A 19,762-nucleotide genomic window follows, 5' to 3' on the forward strand; every position below is an offset into this window, starting at 1 on the left:
GGAATGTCAGATGAACAGAATCATTCGAAATGCAAGTATCATAAAAGAAAACGGTGAACTTGAGAAAATTGATATTAAGCTTCAAGAAAATAAAATCACTGCAATGGGTGCGAACCTCGACAACAGCGGTCATCAAGAATACCAAGCTGAAGGATTGTTGATCTCACCTGGGTTTGTCGACCTGCATGTTCATTTGAGGGAACCAGGCGGAGAACATAAAGAAACGATCAAAACCGGAACTGAAGCAGCGGCAAGAGGGGGCTTCACAACAATCGCAGCCATGCCGAATACGAGACCTGTACCTGATTCAGAAGAAACCCTGAGATCCCTGAATGAAAGGATTGCCGAAACAGCCAGCATCCGGGTCTTGCCATACGCAGCGATTACTGAACGCCAGACTGGGAAGAGTCTGAATGACTTATCTTCCCTGAAAGGAAATGGAGCATTTGCATTTACGGATGACGGGGTAGGGGTTCAATCGGCAGGAATGATGCTCCAAGCGATGAAAAAAGCGGCGAGCATCGGTGCATCAATTGTCGCTCACTGTGAAGAGAATACATTAATCAACAAGGGAGCGGTACACGAAGGGGAATTTTCTAGAAAACACGATATCGCTGGAATCCCATCTGTATGTGAAGCCGTACATATTGCGCGGGATGTGTTACTGGCTGAAGCAGCAGGCGTTCATTACCATGTGTGTCATATTTCGACGAAAGAGTCGGTAAGGGTTGTGAGGGACGCAAAGAAAGCTGGAATCAACGTCACTGCGGAAGTAACACCGCATCACCTTCTTTTATGTGAAGATGATATCCCTGGTCTTGATCCGAACTTCAAGATGAATCCCCCGCTTAGAAGCAAAGAAGATCAAGATGCCTTAATCGAAGGATTATTGGATGGAACGATAGATTTCATCGCTACAGATCATGCACCGCACACAGAAGCTGAAAAGTCAGAAGGTATGCAGCTTGCACCATTCGGGATCGTTGGACTCGAAACAGCATTCCCGCTGCTTTATACCAATTTTGTTGAAAAAGGGATTTTCACACTGAAACAGTTGACCGAATGGATGACGATTAAACCGAGCTCGGCATTCAATCTTCCATATGGAAGGCTGGAAGTGGGCGGAGATGCAGATTTCACCCTAATCGATTTATCAAAACAGGAAGCCATTGATCCTGACAGGTTTTTATCTAAAGGTAAGAACACCCCATTCAAAGGCTGGGAGTGCAAAGGCTGGCCTGCAGCTACTTTTTATCAAGGTTCCCTTGTATGGGAAGAAGGAGGAAATGAAGGATGAAAAGACAACTTATATTAGACGACGGGACAGTATTCATAGGAGAAGGCTTTGGGGCGAATGAAGAAACTGTTGGAGAAGTTGTATTCAACACAAGCATGACAGGCTATCAGGAAATTCTTTCGGATCCTTCCTATTGCGGACAGATTGTTACATTAACGTATCCTTTAGTTGGAAACTACGGAATCAACCGGGACGACTTTGAATCGATCACTCCTGCCATCAAAGCATTCATCGTGAGGGAAGTGGCCGACTTCCCATCAAACTGGAGAAATGAATCAACGCTGGATGAGTTATTGAAAGTGAAAGGCATTCCAGGTATAGCTGGTATTGATACCAGAAAATTGACAAGGATCATCAGACAGCATGGAGCGATGAAGGGAATCGTTTGTTCAGCTGAATTAGATAAAGAAGAAGTGCTTGAAAAGCTGCACTCAACCTCATTAAGATGCGATCAAGTGAAACAAGTATCGACAAAAACGGCTTATGCCAGTCCGGGTAGAGGGTTCAGAGTGGTCCTGGTGGATTTTGGGATGAAGCATGGCATATTAAGAGAACTGAATAAACGGAATTGCGACGTTATAGTGGTTCCTTACAATACATCAGCAGAAGAGATCCGCATGCTTCAGCCGGATGGAATCATGCTGTCGAATGGACCTGGAGATCCGAAAGACGTACCTCAGGCTATCGAGACGATCAGGGAATTGATTGGTGATATACCTCTATTCGGAATCTGTCTTGGCCATCAGTTGTTCGCACTGGCTTGCGGAGGGGATTCCTTCAAAATGAAGTTTGGCCATCGCGGCGGCAATCATCCAGTAAAAGACTTGAAAACTGGAAAAGTGGCATTGACTTCACAAAACCACGGTTATGCAGTGGAAGAAAAATCGCTGGCAGGAACTAGGCTCGAAGTCACTCATATAGCCATCAATGACGGTACGGTGGAAGGTTTGAAACACCTTGATTATCCTGCATTTACTGTTCAATATCATCCGGAAGCATCTCCAGGGCCGGAGGATTCAAATTACTTATTCGATGATTTCATGAAATTAATGGAAGATGAGAAAAGAAAGGAGCTTCAACATGCCTAAACGTACAGACATTAAAAGCATTTTAGTAATTGGAAGCGGACCGATCATCATAGGACAGGCGGCGGAATTCGACTATGCGGGGACCCAGGCCTGTATAGCCCTTAAAGAAGAAGGTTACCGTGTCATATTGGTCAATTCCAACCCTGCAACGATCATGACAGACGCTGAAATGGCTGACAAAGTCTATATTGAACCGCTGACACTGGAATTTGTGAGCAGGATCATCCGCAAGGAACGCCCGGATGCCCTCCTTCCGACACTCGGGGGCCAGACTGGCTTGAATCTGGCTGTTGAGCTTTCTAAATCAGGGGTTTTAGACGAATGCGGCGTTGAAATACTCGGAACAAAACTATCTGCCATTGAAAAAGCGGAAGATCGTGATTTATTCAGGAATCTGATGAATGAGCTCAATGAGCCGGTACCGGAGAGCGAAATCATCCGCAGTGTGGAAGAAGCGTTCCATTTTGTCGATGGGGTCGGCTTCCCGGTCATCGTAAGACCTGCTTACACTCTTGGTGGCACTGGTGGAGGAATTTGCCACAACGAAGAAGAATTGATTGAAATCGTAAGTTCCGGATTAAAATATAGCCCTGTGACACAATGTCTTCTTGAGAAGAGCATTGCAGGATTTAAAGAAATAGAGTACGAGGTTATGAGAGATGCTGCCGATAACGCAATCGTAGTGTGTAACATGGAAAACATCGATCCTGTTGGGATCCACACAGGTGATTCAATCGTAGTTGCTCCTAGTCAGACCTTAAGTGACAGAGAATATCAAATGCTCAGAAACACCAGCTTGAAAATCATCCGTGCTCTGGGGATAGAAGGAGGATGTAACGTTCAGCTCGCACTGGATCCCGACAGCTTCCAGTATTACATCATCGAAGTGAACCCAAGGGTCAGCCGTTCATCCGCTCTTGCTTCAAAAGCCACCGGTTATCCGATTGCCAAGCTCGCTGCGAAGATTGCAGTGGGATTGACACTGGATGAAATGATGAACCCTGTTACCGGTAAAACGTACGCTGCCTTTGAACCCGCCCTTGATTATGTAGTAACGAAGATTCCGCGCTGGCCGTTTGACAAGTTTGAAGCTGCCAAACGAAATCTTGGCACCCAAATGAAAGCAACAGGCGAAGTGATGGCGATCGGAAGAACCTTCGAAGAATCACTGTTGAAGGCAGTCCGCTCCCTCGAAAGCAATACGTACCACATCGAGTTAAACGATGCAGAACAGATGACTGATCAGTGGATTGAGAAAAGGATCCGCAAAGCCGGTGATGAACGTCTCTTCTATGTAGGAGAAGCACTCAGAAGAGGAGTTAAGATGGAAACGATTCATGAATGGAGTAAGATCGACCTCTTCTTCCTCTATAAAATGAATAGAATTGTAGAGTTCGAAAGAGAATTAAAGGATCATCCATTCAACGTCGAACTTGCTCAAAAAGCGAAACGTATGGGCTTCTCTGACATCACTGTCGCAAAGCTTTGGGGCAGTACAGAAAATGAAGTCTATCAGTGGAGAAAAGAAAATGGCCTTTTCCCGGTGTATAAGATGGTCGATACCTGTGCAGCGGAGTTTGAATCTGAAACACCATATTTCTATGGGACATATGAGGATGAAAACGAATCGAAAGTCACTGATAGAGAAAGTGTCATCGTTCTGGGCTCAGGCCCGATCCGAATCGGTCAGGGCGTGGAATTTGATTACGCGACAGTCCACTCCGTCTGGGCGATCAAGGAAGCAGGATATGAAGCGATCATCGTAAATAATAACCCTGAAACGGTATCAACGGATTTCAGTATCTCAGATAAGTTATACTTCGAGCCTCTTACGGTCGAAGATGTGATGCACATTATTGATTTGGAAAAGCCTAAAGGGGTTGTGGTCCAATTTGGTGGGCAGACGGCGATTAACCTGGCAGAGGAATTGGTGAAAAGGGGTGTCAAGATTCTTGGGACTTCACTTGAGGATCTCGACCGCGCCGAGAATCGCGACAAATTCGAGCAGACTCTTAACGAATTAGGGATTCCGCAGCCAGAGGGCAAAACAGCCGTATCTGTAGAAGGAGCGCTTGAAATAGCAGAATCCATCGGGTATCCGGTATTGGTCAGACCTTCTTACGTCCTTGGCGGTAGAGCGATGGAAATAGTGTACAGAAAAGAAGAACTTCTCCACTATATGGAAAATGCGGTAAAGGTAAACCCGCAGCATCCGGTACTGATCGACAGATATTTGATCGGGAAAGAGATTGAAGTCGATGCGATTTCAGACGGAGTCGATGTCGTTGTCCCTGGAATAATGGAACACATTGAACGGGCAGGCGTCCATTCAGGGGATTCCATTGCGGTATACCCACCACAGCAGCTGACAGAGGAACAAAAGCAAACATTAGTGGATTACACAACCCGCCTGGCAAAAGGATTGAATATTGTCGGCCTGCTTAACATTCAATATGTCATCTCCAAAGGTGAGATTTTTGTTCTGGAAGTGAATCCGCGCTCGAGCAGGACGGTGCCATTCATCAGTAAGATCACGAATGTGCCTATGGCCAATATGGCAACGAAAGCGATACTCGGAGTTTCCTTGAAGGAGCAGGGGTACGAATCAGGTTTAATACCTGAAAAGCAAGGAGTATATGTAAAAGTCCCGGTTTTCTCTTTTGCAAAGCTGAGAAGAGTCGATATCACGCTGGGCCCTGAAATGAAATCGACAGGGGAAGTCATGGGGAAAGACTCAACGTTAGAGAAAGCACTTTATAAAGGAATGGTCGCAGCGGGAATGGAAATGAAGGAGTACGGTTCCGTCCTGATGACAGTGGCAGATAAAGACAAGGAAGAAGCGGTGTTATTAGCGAAACGCTTCGTCAATATCGGCTATGGGATCCTGGCGACAAAAGGGACCGCTGAGCATTTAACAAAAGAAGGTATCGCTGTTAAGGAAGTCGATAAAATCGGTTCTGAGGGTCCGACCCTGCTTGATATCATTCAAAGCGGTGAGACACAGCTTGTCATCAACACGCTTACGAAAGGGAAGCAGCCAGCCCGAGACGGTTTCAGGATTAGACGGGAATCAGTGGAAAACGGGGTTCCTTGTCTCACTTCTTTAGACACAGCTGAGGCGATCTTAAGGGTGATTGAATCAATGACCTTCTCTGCCGAGGCGCTGCCATCACAGACGGAGAAAAGAGAGGCGGTCCATCAATGATCGTAAACGACCAGATGACGGTGGTTTCCCATGAACAGATTGCAAAGAATATCTTCGAATTGATCCTTCAAGGGGAATTAGTGAATGAAATCAAGGCTCCGGGACAATTTGTCCATGTGAAAGTCGGAACCGGGATCGACCCTCTGTTAAGGAGGCCGATCTCCATCGCAGCACACAACATGGAAGAACAAACGATGACGTTGATTTACCGTGCGGAAGGCAAGGGGACAAAGCTTCTTTCCCTTGTCGATATCGGGGGGACAGTCGACGTATTAGGACCTCTTGGAAATGGATTCTCTGTAGTGGAGGGTAAAAATAAGACTGCATTATTGGTAGGCGGGGGAATCGGTGTTCCTCCCCTTTACGGTCTGTCCAAAAGTCTGATCGCAAGAGGCTGGGAAGTGAAACATATATTAGGCTTTCAAGATCAGTATGTCAGCTTTTATGAGGAACGCTTTCAGGAACTCGGTGAAACGTATATAGCCACAGTGGATGGATCATTGGGTACTAAAGGATTTGTCACGGATGTCATCCAAACTGACGCACCCGATTTTGATGAGTATTTTTCATGCGGGCCGACACCGATGCTCAAAGCATTGGAATCCAAATTACAAACGAAAACTGGTTTCATATCCTTAGAGGAGAGAATGGGCTGCGGGATCGGCGCATGTTTTGCATGCGTCTGTCACAAACAGGATGATCCCGAAGGTCACAGCTATGTAAAGGTATGCAGTGATGGACCGGTATTTCCTGCAGGGGTGGTGCAATTATGAGAAGACTGAAGGTTGAATTACCGGGATTATCGCTGAAGAATCCCATCATGCCAGCGTCAGGCTGTTTCGGATTTGGGCGCGAGTACAGTCAATTCTATGATTTAAGCGAACTTGGTGCGATTATGATAAAGGCAACAACGGAAGAGCCGCGCTTTGGCAACCCGACTCCTCGTGTAGCGGAAACTAATGCAGGGATGTTAAATGCAATCGGGCTTCAGAACCCGGGTCTCAAAGGGGTCATGGAAAATGAGCTGCCGTGGCTATCCCGGTTCGACGTTCCGGTCATCGCAAATGTTGCCGGATCACAAATGGAAGATTATGTGGAAGTCGCAAAAGAAATTTCGACAGCTCACAATGTAAAAGCATTGGAACTGAATATCTCTTGTCCCAATGTTAAAACGGGAGGAATTGCATTCGGGACCATTCCGGAAGTGGCACAGGAATTAACGGAAAGAGTCAAAGATGTTTCAGAAGTCCCCCTTTATGTGAAGCTATCACCGAATGTATCCAATATTGTTGAGATGGCTAAAGCGGTTGAGGCAGGCGGAGCAGACGGATTGACGATGATCAATACGCTTCTGGGGATGAGACTGGATATCAAAACCGCAAAGCCTGTTCTTGCTAACAAAACTGGAGGGCTATCCGGACCGGCAATCAAACCGGTTGCGATCAGGATGATTTATGAAGTAAGCCAGGCGGTGGACCTCCCGATTATTGGAATGGGCGGTATTCAGTCAGCTGAAGACGTCATCGAGTATTTTTACGCAGGTGCAAGTGCCGTTGCAGTCGGGACTGCAAACTTCGTCGATCCTTTTGTGTGTCAGAGGATCATTAACGAACTTCCTGGATTGCTCGATGAACTAGGAGTCGAGCATATTTCCGATCTTACCGGAAGGAGCTGGGGAAAGAATGAATCAAAAACCATTTATAGCTCTTGATTTTCCGACTTGGGAAGATACTTCATCATTTCTGGGACTATTCAATGAGAGTTTGAATGTAAAAGTTGGAATGGAATTATATCTTCAAAACGGACCGATCATCATCGAAAAGTTATTAAAAAAAAATCACCGGATATTCCTTGATTTGAAGCTTCATGATATCCCCAACACAGTTTACGGGGCAATGAAAGGTCTTGCTCAATATGATCTGGAACTGCTCAATGTCCATGCTGCAGGTGGGAGTATCATGATGGAAAGAGCTTTAGAAGGCCTCCAGGCAGGATGTTCATCAAATCGGAACCGGACAAAACTGATTGCAGTCACTCAATTAACATCCACATCAGAAAAACAGATGAGGGAAGAGCAGTTGATTGATCAATCGATTAATGATTCAGTCTTGCATTATGCCAATCTGGCAAAACAGTCAGGGCTTGATGGAGTGGTATGTTCGCCCCATGAGGCTTTGCTGATCAGGGAACATTGCGGGGAGGACTTTTTAACGGTGACACCGGGTATCAGACTTGTGGACGATGATAAAGGAGACCAGCAAAGAATGACTACCCCTGCAAAAGCAAAAGAAATGGGATCCTCGTTAATCGTTGTCGGAAGAAGCATCACGAAAGCAGTGGATCCGCAGCGTGCTTATAATCAAGTGGTAGATGAATGGGAGGGCTTTTAGATGAAACAAGAAATTGCCAAACAACTATTAGACATTGAAGCTGTCTTTTTAAACCCTGCAGAGCCTTTTACATGGTCATCCGGGATCAAGTCGCCGATTTATTGTGATAACCGTCTAACGATGTCCTTTCCCCAAGTGCGGAATGCCATCTCGAGCGGCCTTTCAGAAATGATAAAAAAGCACTTCCCTGAAGCAGAAGTGATAGCCGGTACGGCAACAGCAGGGATTCCGCACGCAGCCTGGGTAAGTGAGAAATTAAATCTCCCGATGTGTTATGTCCGTTCCAAAGCGAAAGCACACGGAAAGGGAAATCAAATAGAAGGTAAAGTCGCGGCAGGACAAAAAGTAGTAGTGGTGGAGGACCTGATCTCAACAGGCGGCAGCTGCATCACTGCAGTCGAAGCGCTAAGAGAAGCAGGATGTGAGGTATTGGGGGTTGCTGCCATCTTCACATATGAACTTGATAAAGGCAAAGAGATGCTGGAGGAACATCAAATAAATGTTCATGCGTTATCGGATTACTCCAGTTTGCTTCAAGTCGCACTTCAACGCTCGATCATCCAAGAAGAAGAGTTGGATGAATTGAATAAATGGAGAGAGAATCCAGAGGCGTGGGGTAATTAGAAGGAAGAAGCTCGCCATTATATTAAGCCATTTTATCCAAGCGCCGATTCTTCAAATGACGACGCGAAACAAAAAAAGCGCTTTTACCGAAGGCTGTGGTAAAAGCGCTTTTTGCATCAATCTTTGAGTGAACGCACCAAGTCCAGGTCTGGTGTGACATACACTGTTTGCTGACCTTCATAAATGACAAAGCCAGGTTTTGCCCCTTTTGGCTTCTTAACCTGTTTGACGGCGGTGAAATCGACAGGAACCGAACCAGACTCCCTTGCTTTGCTGAAATAGGCAGCGATATTTGCCGCTTCCTTGATTGTTTGTTCGGAAGGTTCAGTACTTTTGATGACAACATGTGAACCTGGTATATCTTTTGTATGCAGCCAGATGTCATCCTTGCCGGCGGCTTTATTCGTTAAATAGTCATTTTGTTTATTATTTTTACCGACTAAGATTTGTGTGCCGTCGCTTGAAATATATTTTTCGAGTACAGGCTTCACATTTGCTTTCTTCTTTTTCGACTGTTTACGGGCTCTAAGATAGCCTTCTTCTTCTAATTCTTCACGGATTTCTTCAACATCCTTGGTTGATGCTGATTCCAGCTGCTGCATTAACCGCTCCAGATAAATGATCTCATCCTCTGCTTTTTTGATTTGCTCGTTAACGATTTCAATCGCATTCTTGGCTTTTTGATAGCGGGAGAAATAAAGCTGAGCATTTTCAGAAGGCGATTTCTGTGGATTAAGCGGGATGGTGATGCTGCCGCCATCCTCGTCATAATAATTCACTACGCTGACTTCAGTCATTCCTCTTTCCACAGCATAAAGGTTTGAAGTAAGGAGTTCTCCCAATAGCTGATAGCGGTCAGCCTGCTCGGCATCTTTCAATGTCTGTTTCAATTTTTCAATTTTGTTTACGTTCTTATCCCGTTCATTCCGGATAAACCGCTCCAGGTCATTTCCTTGCTGCTTAACACGGTCCCTGGCAGCTTTTTGATGAAAGAATCGATCAAGTAATTCACTTAATGAAGAAAAGGAGAGCTGTTCCCCTTCCACATGTTCAAGGGCCGTCCAGTAGAATACTTCTTTCTCCCCGATTATGAGCGTTGGAGACACTTGATTTTCCTTGGATTTCCCTATTAAATCAAGGAAGGACTGAGCGATTGCAGCCTGTTTACCCAGACCGGCATGGTGGATGACTTCTTTGGCGAACAACGGAGAGATCCCGGCGAATGATTGGACGATTTGTTTATCCAGTTTCCCTGCATTGAAGTCAAGTGCCCTCAGCACATCTTCAGCCGTTGCTTCCAGGGGATTTCCCTTGTCCTGCTGAGGCGGCATGACATACTCATGCCCCGGTAATAAGGTACGGTGAGTATTCATGCTTGGAGAGATATGCTTTATGCTGTCCAGGATCATGTTTCTTTCTTTATCGACCAATATGATATTGCTGTGTCTTCCCATCACTTCTATGATCAGCTGCTTATAAGAAACGTCACCTATCTCATTTCTTCCTTTAACTTCAAAGACAATCATCCGGTCCAGATCCGATTGTCTGATATCTTCAATGATGTATCCTTCCAAATGCTTGCGGAGAAGCATGCAGAACATAGGAGGGACTGCCGGGTTCTCGTAATCTTCTTTCGTAATCTGAACTCTTGAATAACTCGGGTGGGCGGATAAAAGAAGCTTATGATTCTTACCATTCGCCCTTACGATCAAGATGATTTCATTCTTATACGGCTGGTGAATCTTATTGATCCTCCCATTCAGTACCTCATCCTTCAACTCCAACGTCATAGCTCTAGTAAACAATCCATCAAATGACATAACCAACATCCTCTTCAAAATAACTTATTTTATATTTTCTCTTAAGTATCTTATTAATTTTCTTGATTTACAGCTGTTTAATATCGAACTTCAAGAAAAAACACTGTCCGTTTCTTTCCGCTGCAGGCACTTGCTTTCCGCGGGGAGGAAGTCGAGCCTCCTCGGCGTTCCGCCTGCGGGGTCTCGACTTTTCCTCTAATTCCCGTCGGAGTCAAGTGCCTTCCGCTCCAATCCACTCTGTATTTTTCAATAGAGAGGATCAACCATTTGTATTTTTAATTATTGCTTCTAATTTTATATTACTTACCAGCTTTGCACCAAGTTTAGCTCTTTCTTAATATCTTACCGTCTCCAGCTGTTGGTTGGAGTGCGAGACGAAGACTCCTGCGGGAGAAGTGACCAATGTGAGACCCCGGAGGCGATAGCCGAGGAGGCTCACGGGTCACCCGCGGAAAGCGAAGTTTCGCACGGAAACCAACAGCGGTGATCAGCACTGATGCATTCTTTAGAAACAATAACGATTAATTCAACCAAGCCTAAAATTCATATCTAAATCATATCATTTTTTAGGACGAGTCTGAATAAGAATGCTAAGAGAAGAACAACTTTTCGTTATTGTAGGAGGAGAGTGAATTGGTTGAATGAAATATCATGAGATGAGACAGGAAGATATAGAAAAGTCATTAAACACCGATTATAACAATGGGCTATCAGAAGAAGATGTGTCTAAGAGAAGGAAACAATTCGGCTACAATCAGCTGGAAGAAGCAGAGAAACAATCAAATTTATTATTGTTCTTCAGCCAATTTAAAGACTTCATGGTGTTGGTTTTGCTCGCAGCCACCCTTATATCGGGACTGCTGGGAGAATATATTGATGCGATTGCCATTATTGCAATCGTTCTTATTAATGGATTTCTGGGTTTCTTCCAGGAAAGGAAAGCTGAAAGGTCGCTTCAGGCACTAAAAGAGCTGTCAGCTCCACAGGTGTCAGTACTTAGAGAAGGAAGCTGGGTCAAAATCCTTTCCAAGGAAGTGATTGTAGGAGATATCATGCGCTTTGGAAGCGGTGACCGCATAGGAGCGGATGTCCGCTTGATTGAGACCAATAATTTAGAAATTGAAGAATCAGCGTTGACCGGTGAATCCGTACCTGTCACGAAGTCCACCTCTCCAGTCACGGGTGATCATATCAGTCTTGGAGATTTAGAAAATATGGCTTTCATGGGAACAATGGTCACAAGAGGGAACGGTATCGGTGTCGTAACAGCGATTGGAATGAAGACCGCGATGGGGCAGATTGCTGACATGCTTCAGAAAGCGGAATCGATGATCACACCTTTACAAAGAAGACTGGAAGAGTTAGGTAAAATCCTGATTACGGTAGCCTTGATCCTTACAGCATTGGTAGTAGGTGTAGGTGTGATCCAAGGGCATGATATCTACACTATGTTCCTGGCGGGGGTGTCACTGGCTGTAGCAGCCATTCCTGAAGGGCTTCCGGCCATCGTGACAGTCGCTCTTTCACTAGGCGTACAGAGAATGATAAAGAAGAAGGCGATTGTAAGGAAATTGCCGGCTGTAGAAACATTGGGATGCGCCTCAGTCATCTGTTCAGATAAGACCGGCACACTCACTCAGAATAAGATGACCGTCACTCATCTTTGGAGCGGGGGCAGGAACTGGGCCGTAACGGGTACCGGATATGATCCAGACGGTCAATTTTACAGTGGGGAAGAAAGGGTCTCACCACATAATCAAAAAGCGCTTAATCAATTGCTGACGTTTGGGATGCTGTGCAATCATGCCGAGCTGGTTACGAGAGAAGACACCTTCGCAGTAGATGGTGATCCTACTGAAGGGGCTCTTTTGGTGGCAGGGATAAAGGCAGGATTGAATCGGGAAGCCTTATTACAAAAGTTTAAGATTGTAAAAGAGTTTCCGTTCGATTCAACCAGGAAAATGATGAGCGTCATCGTAGTCGATCAGAATGGCAAACAATTTTCGGTAACCAAAGGCGCACCTGACGTGCTGGTAGGCAATAGTGAGTCCATCCTGTGGGAGGATAAGCTGCAGTTCAAAACAGGTGAATTGGCTCATCGGGTTGAGGCTGCAATCAGTGAAATGTCATCGAATGCACTGAGGAATATTGCGATTGCCTATAAACCATTAAATGGAGTCAAGGCTGAATCTTTGAGTGAAAAAGACGTGGAAGAAGGAATCACATTCATCGGACTTCAAGGAATGATCGATCCCCCAAGGCCCGAAGTGAAACAAGCTGTCAGGGAGTGTAAGGCTGCAGGCATCAAAACGGTGATGATCACCGGAGATCATCTCTTAACCGCAAAAGCCATCGCTAGTCAATTAGGGATTTTAAAACGCAATGACAAAGTGCTTGACGGAAAAGCGTTGAATGAAATGGATGTAGAAGAACTTCAGGAAGTGGTTGAAGATGTCTCTGTATTTGCCCGGGTTTCGCCTGAGCATAAATTAAAGATCGTCAAGGCATTACAAAACAGGGGTCACGTTGTCGCAATGACAGGTGACGGGGTAAATGATGCCCCGGCAATCAAATCAGCCGATATCGGAGTGGCAATGGGTATTACAGGTACCGATGTTGCGAAGGAATCTTCTTCGCTGGTCCTTCTCGATGATAATTTTGCAACAATTAAATCTGCCATTCAGGAAGGCCGTAATATATATGAAAACATCCGTAAATTCCTCAGGTATCTGCTTGCGTCAAATGTTGGGGAAATCCTGGTTATGTTATTTGCGATGCTGCTGGCATTACCGCTTCCGCTTGTTCCCATTCAAATCCTTTGGGTCAATCTGGTCACAGATGGGCTTCCTGCCATGGCACTCGGACTTGATAAGCCCGAAGATGATGTGATGAAGAGAAAGCCGAGGAATATGAATGAAGGTGTATTTGCCAGAGGGTTAGGGTGGAAAGTTGTGTCAAGGGGATTCTTGATCGGATTGGTCACATTGCTCGCTTTCATCCTGGCATACAAAGCTCACCCTGACCACCTTGCTTACGCACAGACCGTAGCCTTTGCCACGTTGGTAATGGCTCAATTGATTCATGTGTTCGACTGCCGGAGTGAAGTTTCGGTATTTTCAAGGAACCCGTTCGGGAATATGTATTTGGTCTGGGCCGTCATATCGTCGCTTGTCCTGATGCTTCTGGTGATTTATATTCCGTCCCTTCAACCTATCTTCCATACGGTACCGATAGAGGTAAAGGATTGGATGTTGATCATCGGTCTGAGCTCTGTTCCTACCTTTTTGCTGGCCGGGTCATTTTTTGCAAGAAAAAAATAGTTAATTGTGGTATAATCCAAAAGGTAATAGAGTTTCGTCCTCTATTACCTTTTTTCATATATTCCGACTGTCCATCTTCGGAGATTTCCCGATGCCAGCAATCGCTATGATAGCTGGGGGCTTTTATACATATACGAACAACATTACATACACTAATACACATAAGGATTGGAAGTGATCGTAATGGTTGTCAGCATGACAGGCTTTGGAAGAAGCAAACTGGATTCTGGACTACATACAATAACAGTCGAAATGAAATCGGTGAATCATCGATTTCATGAATGTACAATCAGACTGCCGCGGCAGTTGATGAAGGTTGAAGAAAAAATAAAAAAGCAGGTCTCTGAATTTATTAAAAGAGGGAAAGTGGATGTTTTCATTACCATTGCCGGAGAAGGACTCGTTCATAGAAACCTGCATATTGACTGGAAGCTCATTCGAGATTATTATCAGTTAGTACATGATGTAAAAGATCGCTTCTCATTGAAGGGGGAAGTTGAGTTAAATCACTTATTATCAAGAGAAGAGTTCATCACGATTGAAGAAATGGAAGAAGAAAATGAAGAACTCGAACGATTGGTACTTGATGCTGTAATCCTGGCAGCCAAGGAATTGAAGGAGATGAGGGTGAAGGAAGGAGAGGCACTGAAAGAGGATTTCCTGACCCATCTGAATCATTTTGAACAAAAAGTTTCCGAGTTAAGCAGTTTTGCACCGCACGTCGTCAATGAATACAGGGAAAAATTAAAAAAGAAAATGATGGAGTATAGTGAAGGGGCAATCGATGATACCCGGCTATTGAATGAGGTTGCCATCATGGCAGATAAATCGGATATAACGGAAGAGTTGACCCGCTTGAAGAGCCATCTCCATTATTATCATTCTACTTTGAATCTGAGTGAACCTGTTGGCCGAAAGCTTGATTTTTTGATCCAGGAGATGAACCGGGAAGTAAATACCATTGGTTCAAAAGCCAATGATTCAAACATTACGGCTTTGGTGGTAGAGTTGAAATCTACTCTTGAAAAGCTGCGGGAACAAGTACAAAATGTTGAATAACAAGTTTAGTTTAGCCGGAATACGGAGAAACTAAGCTATTGATTAGGAGGAGCGTCATGTCTATTAAGCTCATCAATATAGGATTTGGAAATATTGTATCAGCCAACCGGATTATCTCAATTGTCAGTCCTGAATCTGCGCCGATCAAGCGACTGATTCAAGATGCAAGGGACCGGGGTACTTTAGTGGATGCTACATACGGAAGAAGAACGCGGGCTGTAATCATTACAGATAGTGACCATGTGATTTTATCAGCTGTTCAACCCGAAACCGTTGCTCACCGCTTAACCGATAAAGAGGATTTGCAAGAAGAAGGGCAGGGTAAATAAATGAATGAAAAAGGATTGCTGATCGTACTTTCTGGTCCATCCGGAGTTGGAAAAGGAACAGTGCGTAAAGCGATTTTTTCCCAAGAAGATACGAAATTTGAATATTCCATTTCGATGACGACCCGTAAGCCGCGGGAGGGAGAAGTAGATGGGATTGACTATTTCTTTAAATCAAGAGAAGAATTCGAAGCATTGATCGATCAGGGGAAGCTGCTCGAGTATGCTGAATTTGTAGGTAACTATTACGGTACTCCGGTCGACTATGTCCGTGAAACGATCAATAACGGCAAAGATGTCTTCCTGGAAATTGAAGTTCAGGGTGCACAGCAGGTACGTGATAAATTCCCGGAAGGATTATTTATTTTCCTGGCACCACCTAGCCTTTCAGAACTTCAGAACCGTCTTGTGACGAGAGGGACTGAAACAGACGAAGTCATTCAAGGAAGGTTGAACACTGCCAGAAAAGAAATCGAAATGATGAATCTTTACGATTACATCGTGGAGAATGACAAGATCGAAAATGCTGTAGAAAAAATCAACTCGATCGTGCAGGCTGAGCATTGCAAAAGAGAAAGAGTCCAACAACGATATATTAAAATGCTGGAGGTTGAATAGATGTTATACCCATCCATTGACTCATTGATGAAAAAGATTGATTCTAAATATTCTTTAGTAAGTGTCGCTGCAAAGCGTGCAAGGAATCTTCAGGATACTGGAGATTTCCGTCTGGATAAGTATTCTTCACAGAAATTCGTAGGAAAAGCGCTTGAAGAAATACATGCAGGTCAATTATCCATGAAAGAAAGAGACGAAAAAGCTGTTTACTCTGATGAGTAAAAAAAGCATTTCAACTTTATGAAAAAATCAGAGGGTTGACCCAGGAGATTTTAATTAATCTTTATGGGACAGCCCTATTTTCTTTTTAGTTCAAATTCCTTCATAATAAAAGGAAGTATAAAGGTACTGGGGGAAAGATCGATGAATCAGGGGAAAAAAATCCTATTATGTGTATCAGGTGGAATAGCCGTATATAAAGCTGCAGCTCTGACAAGTAAGCTCGTGCAAAGCGGAGCGGAAGTGAAAGTCATCATGACGGAATCTGCCCGGAAATTTGTAGCACCACTTACGTTCCAGGCCCTTTCAAGACAGGATGTCTATTGGGATACGTTTGACGAAAAGGATTCTTCTAAAATAGCACATATCGACTTGGCTGATTGGCCGGATCTCATTCTGGTGGCGCCTGCCACTGCAAATATAATAGGAAAGCTTGCGAATGGCATTGCGGATGATATGATTTCGACAACCCTGCTGGCGACAAATGCTCCTGTATGGGTTGCCCCTGCGATGAATGTACATATGTATGATCATCCTGCAGTCCAGAGAAATATTCAAACGTTGTTTGATGACGGATGCCGCTTCATCGAACCGAGTGAAGGATACTTAGCTTGCGGTTATGTTGGGAAAGGGAGACTGGAGGAGCCTGAGAAAATCGTAGAAATCATACACGACCACTTTACACAGGCAATGAACGAACAGTCTCTACTCAAAGGTAAACGGATTGTCATTACAGCAGGGCCAACAAGAGAAATGGTGGATCCTGTCCGATTCTTCTCGAACCGTTCCACCGGTAAAATGGGATATGCTTTAGCAAAGGCCGCTATAGACCTTGGGGCCGATGTGACATTGATCTCAGGTCCAACAAATTTATCCCCGCCTGCAGGCGCACATGTTGTAGAGGTGAATTCTGCAGAAGAGATGTATAATGCGGTACACTCAGTGTTCAATGCAGCAGATATTGTTGTGAAAAGTGCTGCAGTCGCAGACTATCGCCCAAAAGAAGTCCTGGATGAAAAATTAAAGAAAAAGGACGGTAATCTGGTACTTGAATTTGAACGGACCAGGGACATCCTCAAAAGTCTGGGTGAACAGAAAGACGGACAATTTTTAATCGGATTTGCTGCAGAAACGACGAAAGTCGAGGAATACGCAAAAGCAAAGCTTCATAAAAAAAATGCCGATATGATTATAGCGAACAACGTGAAGGAATCAGGTTCAGGTTTTGGTACGGATACGAACAAAGTATCCATTATCACAGGTGATGCTGTGCGCCATTTGCCACTGCTTACTAAACAGGAAGCTGCAAAGGAAATTTTCAAAGAAGCAATAAAGCAAATGAGGGCTAAACATGAAGAACGTAGCTAGTGTCATCGTGGATGTTCCCGCAATGCAGACAGACCGTGTGTATGACTATCTTGTTCCTGATGAATGGATGGGGAGTATTTCACCCGGTATGAGGGTGGTGGTGCCCTTTGGTCCAAGGAAAATCCAGGGTTTTGTCATTGAGCTTAAAGAAAAAGGGGAAGTTACAAAGTTAAAGGCTATCTCTGAGCCCATGGATTTAGTCCCGGTGCTGAACGAAGAACTTTTATCATTGGGTGACTGGCTGACTGATAAAACCTTGTGCTTTAAAATATCAGCATTCCAAGCCATGCTGCCCGCAGCGATGAAAGCGAAATATGAGAAGTTTTTTCGTTTGGAAGAAACGACCCAAATGGAAGACATACCAGAGTCCTTAAGCCGCTTTTTCATAAAAGGCAGCGAGGTTTCCTGGAAGTCGGTCGAGGAGGGAGGCTGTCTTCCGCTTATTCAGAAGCAGGTCAAAAAAGGTTTCGTTGACGTCATATATAAAGTCAAGGCCAAAGGGAAGAAAAAGACAGTCAAGAAAATCCTTCCAAACTTCCCGGAAGATCAGCTTGAAGAGTTACTCGAAAGCCTCCCGCCTCAAGCGAACAAACAAAAGGTGGTCATGGAATATATCAGCCATTCCGCCCGGTCGGGAGGCGGTCTGCTTCTTAATGAAATCATTGAAGGAGCCGAAACGACAGCTTCTACAATTAGAGCATTGGTTAAAAAAGGACTCCTGATTGAAAGAGATGAAGAGGTATACCGTGATCCTTTTGAAAACAGGAAGTTTGAAAGGACTTCACCATTGCATTTGACAGAGCAGCAAGCTGAAGCCATTAAGCCAATAATGGATAAAATAGATCGATCCCTTCATCAGACGTTTCTCTTATATGGAGTGACTGGCAGCGGAAAAACCGAAATATATCTCCAATCGATCCAACGGGTGTTAGAAAAGGGGAAAGAAGCGATTGTCCTGGTACCTGAAATTTCCCTGACACCGCAAATGGTGCATCGCTTCAAAGGGAGGTTTGGAGATGACGTAGCTGTGCTGCACAGCGGGTTATCGGTAGGGGAAAAGTACGACGAATGGAGAAAAATCCAACGGAAAGAAGTGAAAGTGGTCGTGGGAGCAAGGTCAGCCATTTTTGCCCCATTTGAAAATATCGGGATCATCATCATCGATGAAGAACATGAGACAAGCTATAAACAAGAGGAAAATCCACGATACCATGCAAGGGATGTAGCTGTCCACAGGGCCGAAACCCACCAGTGCCCAGTCATACTGGGGAGCGCCACTCCTTCTTTGGAGTCATTCGCCCGGGCTTCAAAAGGGGTCTACCAACTGTTGACGTTAAATAAAAGGATGAATGACGGAGACCTTCCGAAAGTATCCATCGTAGATATGAGGGAAGAATTAAGAGGCGGGAACCGTTCGATGTTCTCCCAAGAACTCTTTGACAAGCTGCAAAACAGACTGGAGAAGGGTGAACAGACTGTCCTTTTTTTAAACAGGAGAGGCCACTCATCTTTTATCATGTGCCGCGATTGCGGTTTCGTCGTGCAATGCCCTCATTGCGATATTTCACTAACGTACCACCGCTTTTCCAATGGAATGAAATGCCATTATTGCGGTTATGAAGAAGGTGTACCACATACATGCCCTGAATGTACCAGTGAGCATATCCGCTATTTTGGAACCGGAACCCAGAAGGTGGAAGAGGAGCTGAATAAACTTCTGCCAGGTGCACGAATCATCCGGATGGATGTGGATACCACCAGCAGGAAGGGGTCGCATGAAAAACTACTGACAGCATTCGGGGAAGGTAAAGCGGATATTTTGCTTGGCACTCAAATGATCGCCAAAGGTCTCGATTTTCCGAATATCACACTCGTGGGCGTATTAAGTGCCGATACGATGCTGCACTTACCGGATTTTCGGGCGGCAGAAAAGACCTTTCAGCTGTTGACCCAGGTGAGCGGACGTGCTGGAAGGCACACCCTGCCGGGGGAGGTAGTCATTCAAACCTATACCCCTGAACACTATTCAATCGAATTAGCGTCGGAGCACGATTATGACCGCTTTTATATGCAGGAGATGATGATGAGGAAAATGGGTGCTTATCCGCCATTTTATTTCATAACATTGATCACCCTTAGTCATGAAGATCTCATGAAAGTTGTCGGCATCGCGGAGAAACTGGCTGGTTTTGTACGTTCACGCCTGTCGGACACCACTGTCATTCTCGGACCTGCTGCTTCTCCGATACCCCGGATAAAAAATAGATATCGTTACCAATGTTTGATAAAATACAAGCGGGAACCGAATCTTTCAGCAACACTAAAAACGGTGCTGGATCAATTTCAACAGCAACATGCATCGGGGGGGTTATCCATCTCCATTGATGTGAACCCTTATATGATGATGTAAAGTACTATAGAAAGTCGA

15 protein-coding genes are annotated in these 19,762 nt (G+C 44.8%); 14 read left to right on the forward strand and 1 reads right to left on the reverse strand.

What is annotated here, in order from left to right:
* The first annotated feature begins 10 nt into the window (after window positions 1–10).
* Genes ACUXV2_RS06740 through pyrE form a run of 7 tightly spaced genes read left to right on the forward strand, consistent with a single transcriptional unit; the run spans window position 11 to window position 8,604 of the window.
* Window positions 11–1,297, forward strand: coding sequence for a dihydroorotase (locus ACUXV2_RS06740; protein ID WP_446246266.1), 1,287 nt, complete (start codon window positions 11–13; stop codon window positions 1,295–1,297).
* A complete protein-coding gene (locus ACUXV2_RS06745) occupies window positions 1,294–2,385 on the forward strand; it encodes a carbamoyl phosphate synthase small subunit (protein WP_446246267.1) in 1,092 nt (363 codons plus the stop codon). The genes ACUXV2_RS06740 and ACUXV2_RS06745 overlap by 4 nt, the downstream gene beginning before the upstream one ends.
* Window positions 2,378–5,590, forward strand: a complete 3,213-nt coding sequence (carB, locus tag ACUXV2_RS06750; protein WP_446246268.1) for a carbamoyl-phosphate synthase large subunit — start codon at window positions 2,378–2,380, stop codon at window positions 5,588–5,590. Before ACUXV2_RS06745 ends, carB begins: the two co-directional genes overlap by 8 nt.
* A complete protein-coding gene (locus ACUXV2_RS06755) occupies window positions 5,587–6,363 on the forward strand; it encodes a dihydroorotate dehydrogenase electron transfer subunit (protein WP_446246269.1) in 777 nt (258 codons plus the stop codon). The genes carB and ACUXV2_RS06755 overlap by 4 nt, the downstream gene beginning before the upstream one ends.
* On the forward strand, window positions 6,360–7,301 hold the full coding sequence (locus ACUXV2_RS06760; protein ID WP_446246270.1) for a dihydroorotate dehydrogenase: 942 nt from the start codon (window positions 6,360–6,362) through the stop codon (window positions 7,299–7,301). The genes ACUXV2_RS06755 and ACUXV2_RS06760 overlap by 4 nt, the downstream gene beginning before the upstream one ends.
* Window positions 7,273–7,980, forward strand: a complete 708-nt coding sequence (gene pyrF / locus ACUXV2_RS06765; RefSeq protein ID WP_446246271.1) for an orotidine-5'-phosphate decarboxylase — start codon at window positions 7,273–7,275, stop codon at window positions 7,978–7,980. Before ACUXV2_RS06760 ends, pyrF begins: the two co-directional genes overlap by 29 nt.
* On the forward strand, window positions 7,981–8,604 hold the full coding sequence (pyrE, locus tag ACUXV2_RS06770; protein WP_446246272.1) for an orotate phosphoribosyltransferase: 624 nt from the start codon (window positions 7,981–7,983) through the stop codon (window positions 8,602–8,604).
* A gap of 116 nt (window positions 8,605–8,720) precedes the next feature.
* Here pyrE and ACUXV2_RS06775 read toward each other — a convergent pair whose 3' ends face one another.
* Window positions 8,721–10,424, reverse strand: coding sequence for an Rqc2 family fibronectin-binding protein (locus ACUXV2_RS06775; protein ID WP_446246273.1), 1,704 nt, complete (start codon window positions 10,422–10,424; stop codon window positions 8,721–8,723).
* Between the two features lie 641 nt (window positions 10,425–11,065).
* Here ACUXV2_RS06775 and ACUXV2_RS06780 point away from each other — a divergent pair.
* The 7 genes from ACUXV2_RS06780 (at window position 11,066) to priA (ending at window position 19,744) form a co-directional block, all read left to right on the forward strand.
* Entirely contained in the window at window positions 11,066–13,744 is a 2,679-nt protein-coding gene (locus ACUXV2_RS06780) for a cation-translocating P-type ATPase (protein ID WP_446246274.1), read from the forward strand.
* Window positions 13,745–13,927: 183 nt separating this feature from the next.
* Entirely contained in the window at window positions 13,928–14,803 is an 876-nt protein-coding gene (locus ACUXV2_RS06785; RefSeq protein ID WP_446247010.1) for a YicC/YloC family endoribonuclease, read from the forward strand.
* 56 nt (window positions 14,804–14,859) lie between these two features.
* Window positions 14,860–15,132: an extracellular matrix/biofilm regulator RemA gene (remA, locus tag ACUXV2_RS06790; RefSeq protein WP_172248446.1), complete on the forward strand. Its 273-nt coding sequence runs from the start codon at window positions 14,860–14,862 to the stop codon at window positions 15,130–15,132.
* On the forward strand, window positions 15,133–15,747 hold the full coding sequence (gene gmk, locus ACUXV2_RS06795) for a guanylate kinase (RefSeq protein ID WP_446246275.1): 615 nt from the start codon (window positions 15,133–15,135) through the stop codon (window positions 15,745–15,747). It begins immediately after the preceding gene.
* Window positions 15,748–15,969 (forward strand): DNA-directed RNA polymerase subunit omega, encoded by a 222-nt coding sequence (rpoZ, locus tag ACUXV2_RS06800; protein ID WP_071617929.1) that lies wholly within the window; start codon window positions 15,748–15,750, stop codon window positions 15,967–15,969.
* Window positions 15,970–16,110: 141 nt separating this feature from the next.
* A complete protein-coding gene (coaBC, locus tag ACUXV2_RS06805; protein ID WP_446246276.1) occupies window positions 16,111–17,334 on the forward strand; it encodes a bifunctional phosphopantothenoylcysteine decarboxylase/phosphopantothenate--cysteine ligase CoaBC in 1,224 nt (407 codons plus the stop codon).
* On the forward strand, window positions 17,318–19,744 hold the full coding sequence (priA, locus tag ACUXV2_RS06810; RefSeq protein ID WP_446246277.1) for a primosomal protein N': 2,427 nt from the start codon (window positions 17,318–17,320) through the stop codon (window positions 19,742–19,744). Before coaBC ends, priA begins: the two co-directional genes overlap by 17 nt.
* Window positions 19,745–19,762: the final 18 nt, after the last annotated feature.

It is taken from the genome of Rossellomorea sp. NS-SX7 (assembly GCF_052828565.1).

Coding starts and splice junctions, on each gene's coding strand:
- ACUXV2_RS06740 (WP_446246266.1), top strand. CDS start 11: ATGAACAGAATCATTCGAAATGCAAGTATCATAAAAGAAAACGGTGAA.
- ACUXV2_RS06745 (WP_446246267.1), top strand. CDS start 1,294: ATGAAAAGACAACTTATATTAGACGACGGGACAGTATTCATAGGAGAA.
- carB (WP_446246268.1), top strand. CDS start 2,378: ATGCCTAAACGTACAGACATTAAAAGCATTTTAGTAATTGGAAGCGGA.
- ACUXV2_RS06755 (WP_446246269.1), top strand. CDS start 5,587: ATGATCGTAAACGACCAGATGACGGTGGTTTCCCATGAACAGATTGCA.
- ACUXV2_RS06760 (WP_446246270.1), top strand. CDS start 6,360: ATGAGAAGACTGAAGGTTGAATTACCGGGATTATCGCTGAAGAATCCC.
- pyrF (WP_446246271.1), top strand. CDS start 7,273: ATGAATCAAAAACCATTTATAGCTCTTGATTTTCCGACTTGGGAAGAT.
- pyrE (WP_446246272.1), top strand. CDS start 7,981: ATGAAACAAGAAATTGCCAAACAACTATTAGACATTGAAGCTGTCTTT.
- ACUXV2_RS06775 (WP_446246273.1), bottom strand. CDS start 10,424: ATGTCATTTGATGGATTGTTTACTAGAGCTATGACGTTGGAGTTGAAG.
- ACUXV2_RS06780 (WP_446246274.1), top strand. CDS start 11,066: ATGAAATATCATGAGATGAGACAGGAAGATATAGAAAAGTCATTAAAC.
- ACUXV2_RS06785 (WP_446247010.1), top strand. CDS start 13,928: ATGGTTGTCAGCATGACAGGCTTTGGAAGAAGCAAACTGGATTCTGGA.
- remA (WP_172248446.1), top strand. CDS start 14,860: ATGTCTATTAAGCTCATCAATATAGGATTTGGAAATATTGTATCAGCC.
- gmk (WP_446246275.1), top strand. CDS start 15,133: ATGAATGAAAAAGGATTGCTGATCGTACTTTCTGGTCCATCCGGAGTT.
- rpoZ (WP_071617929.1), top strand. CDS start 15,748: ATGTTATACCCATCCATTGACTCATTGATGAAAAAGATTGATTCTAAA.
- coaBC (WP_446246276.1), top strand. CDS start 16,111: ATGAATCAGGGGAAAAAAATCCTATTATGTGTATCAGGTGGAATAGCC.
- priA (WP_446246277.1), top strand. CDS start 17,318: ATGAAGAACGTAGCTAGTGTCATCGTGGATGTTCCCGCAATGCAGACA.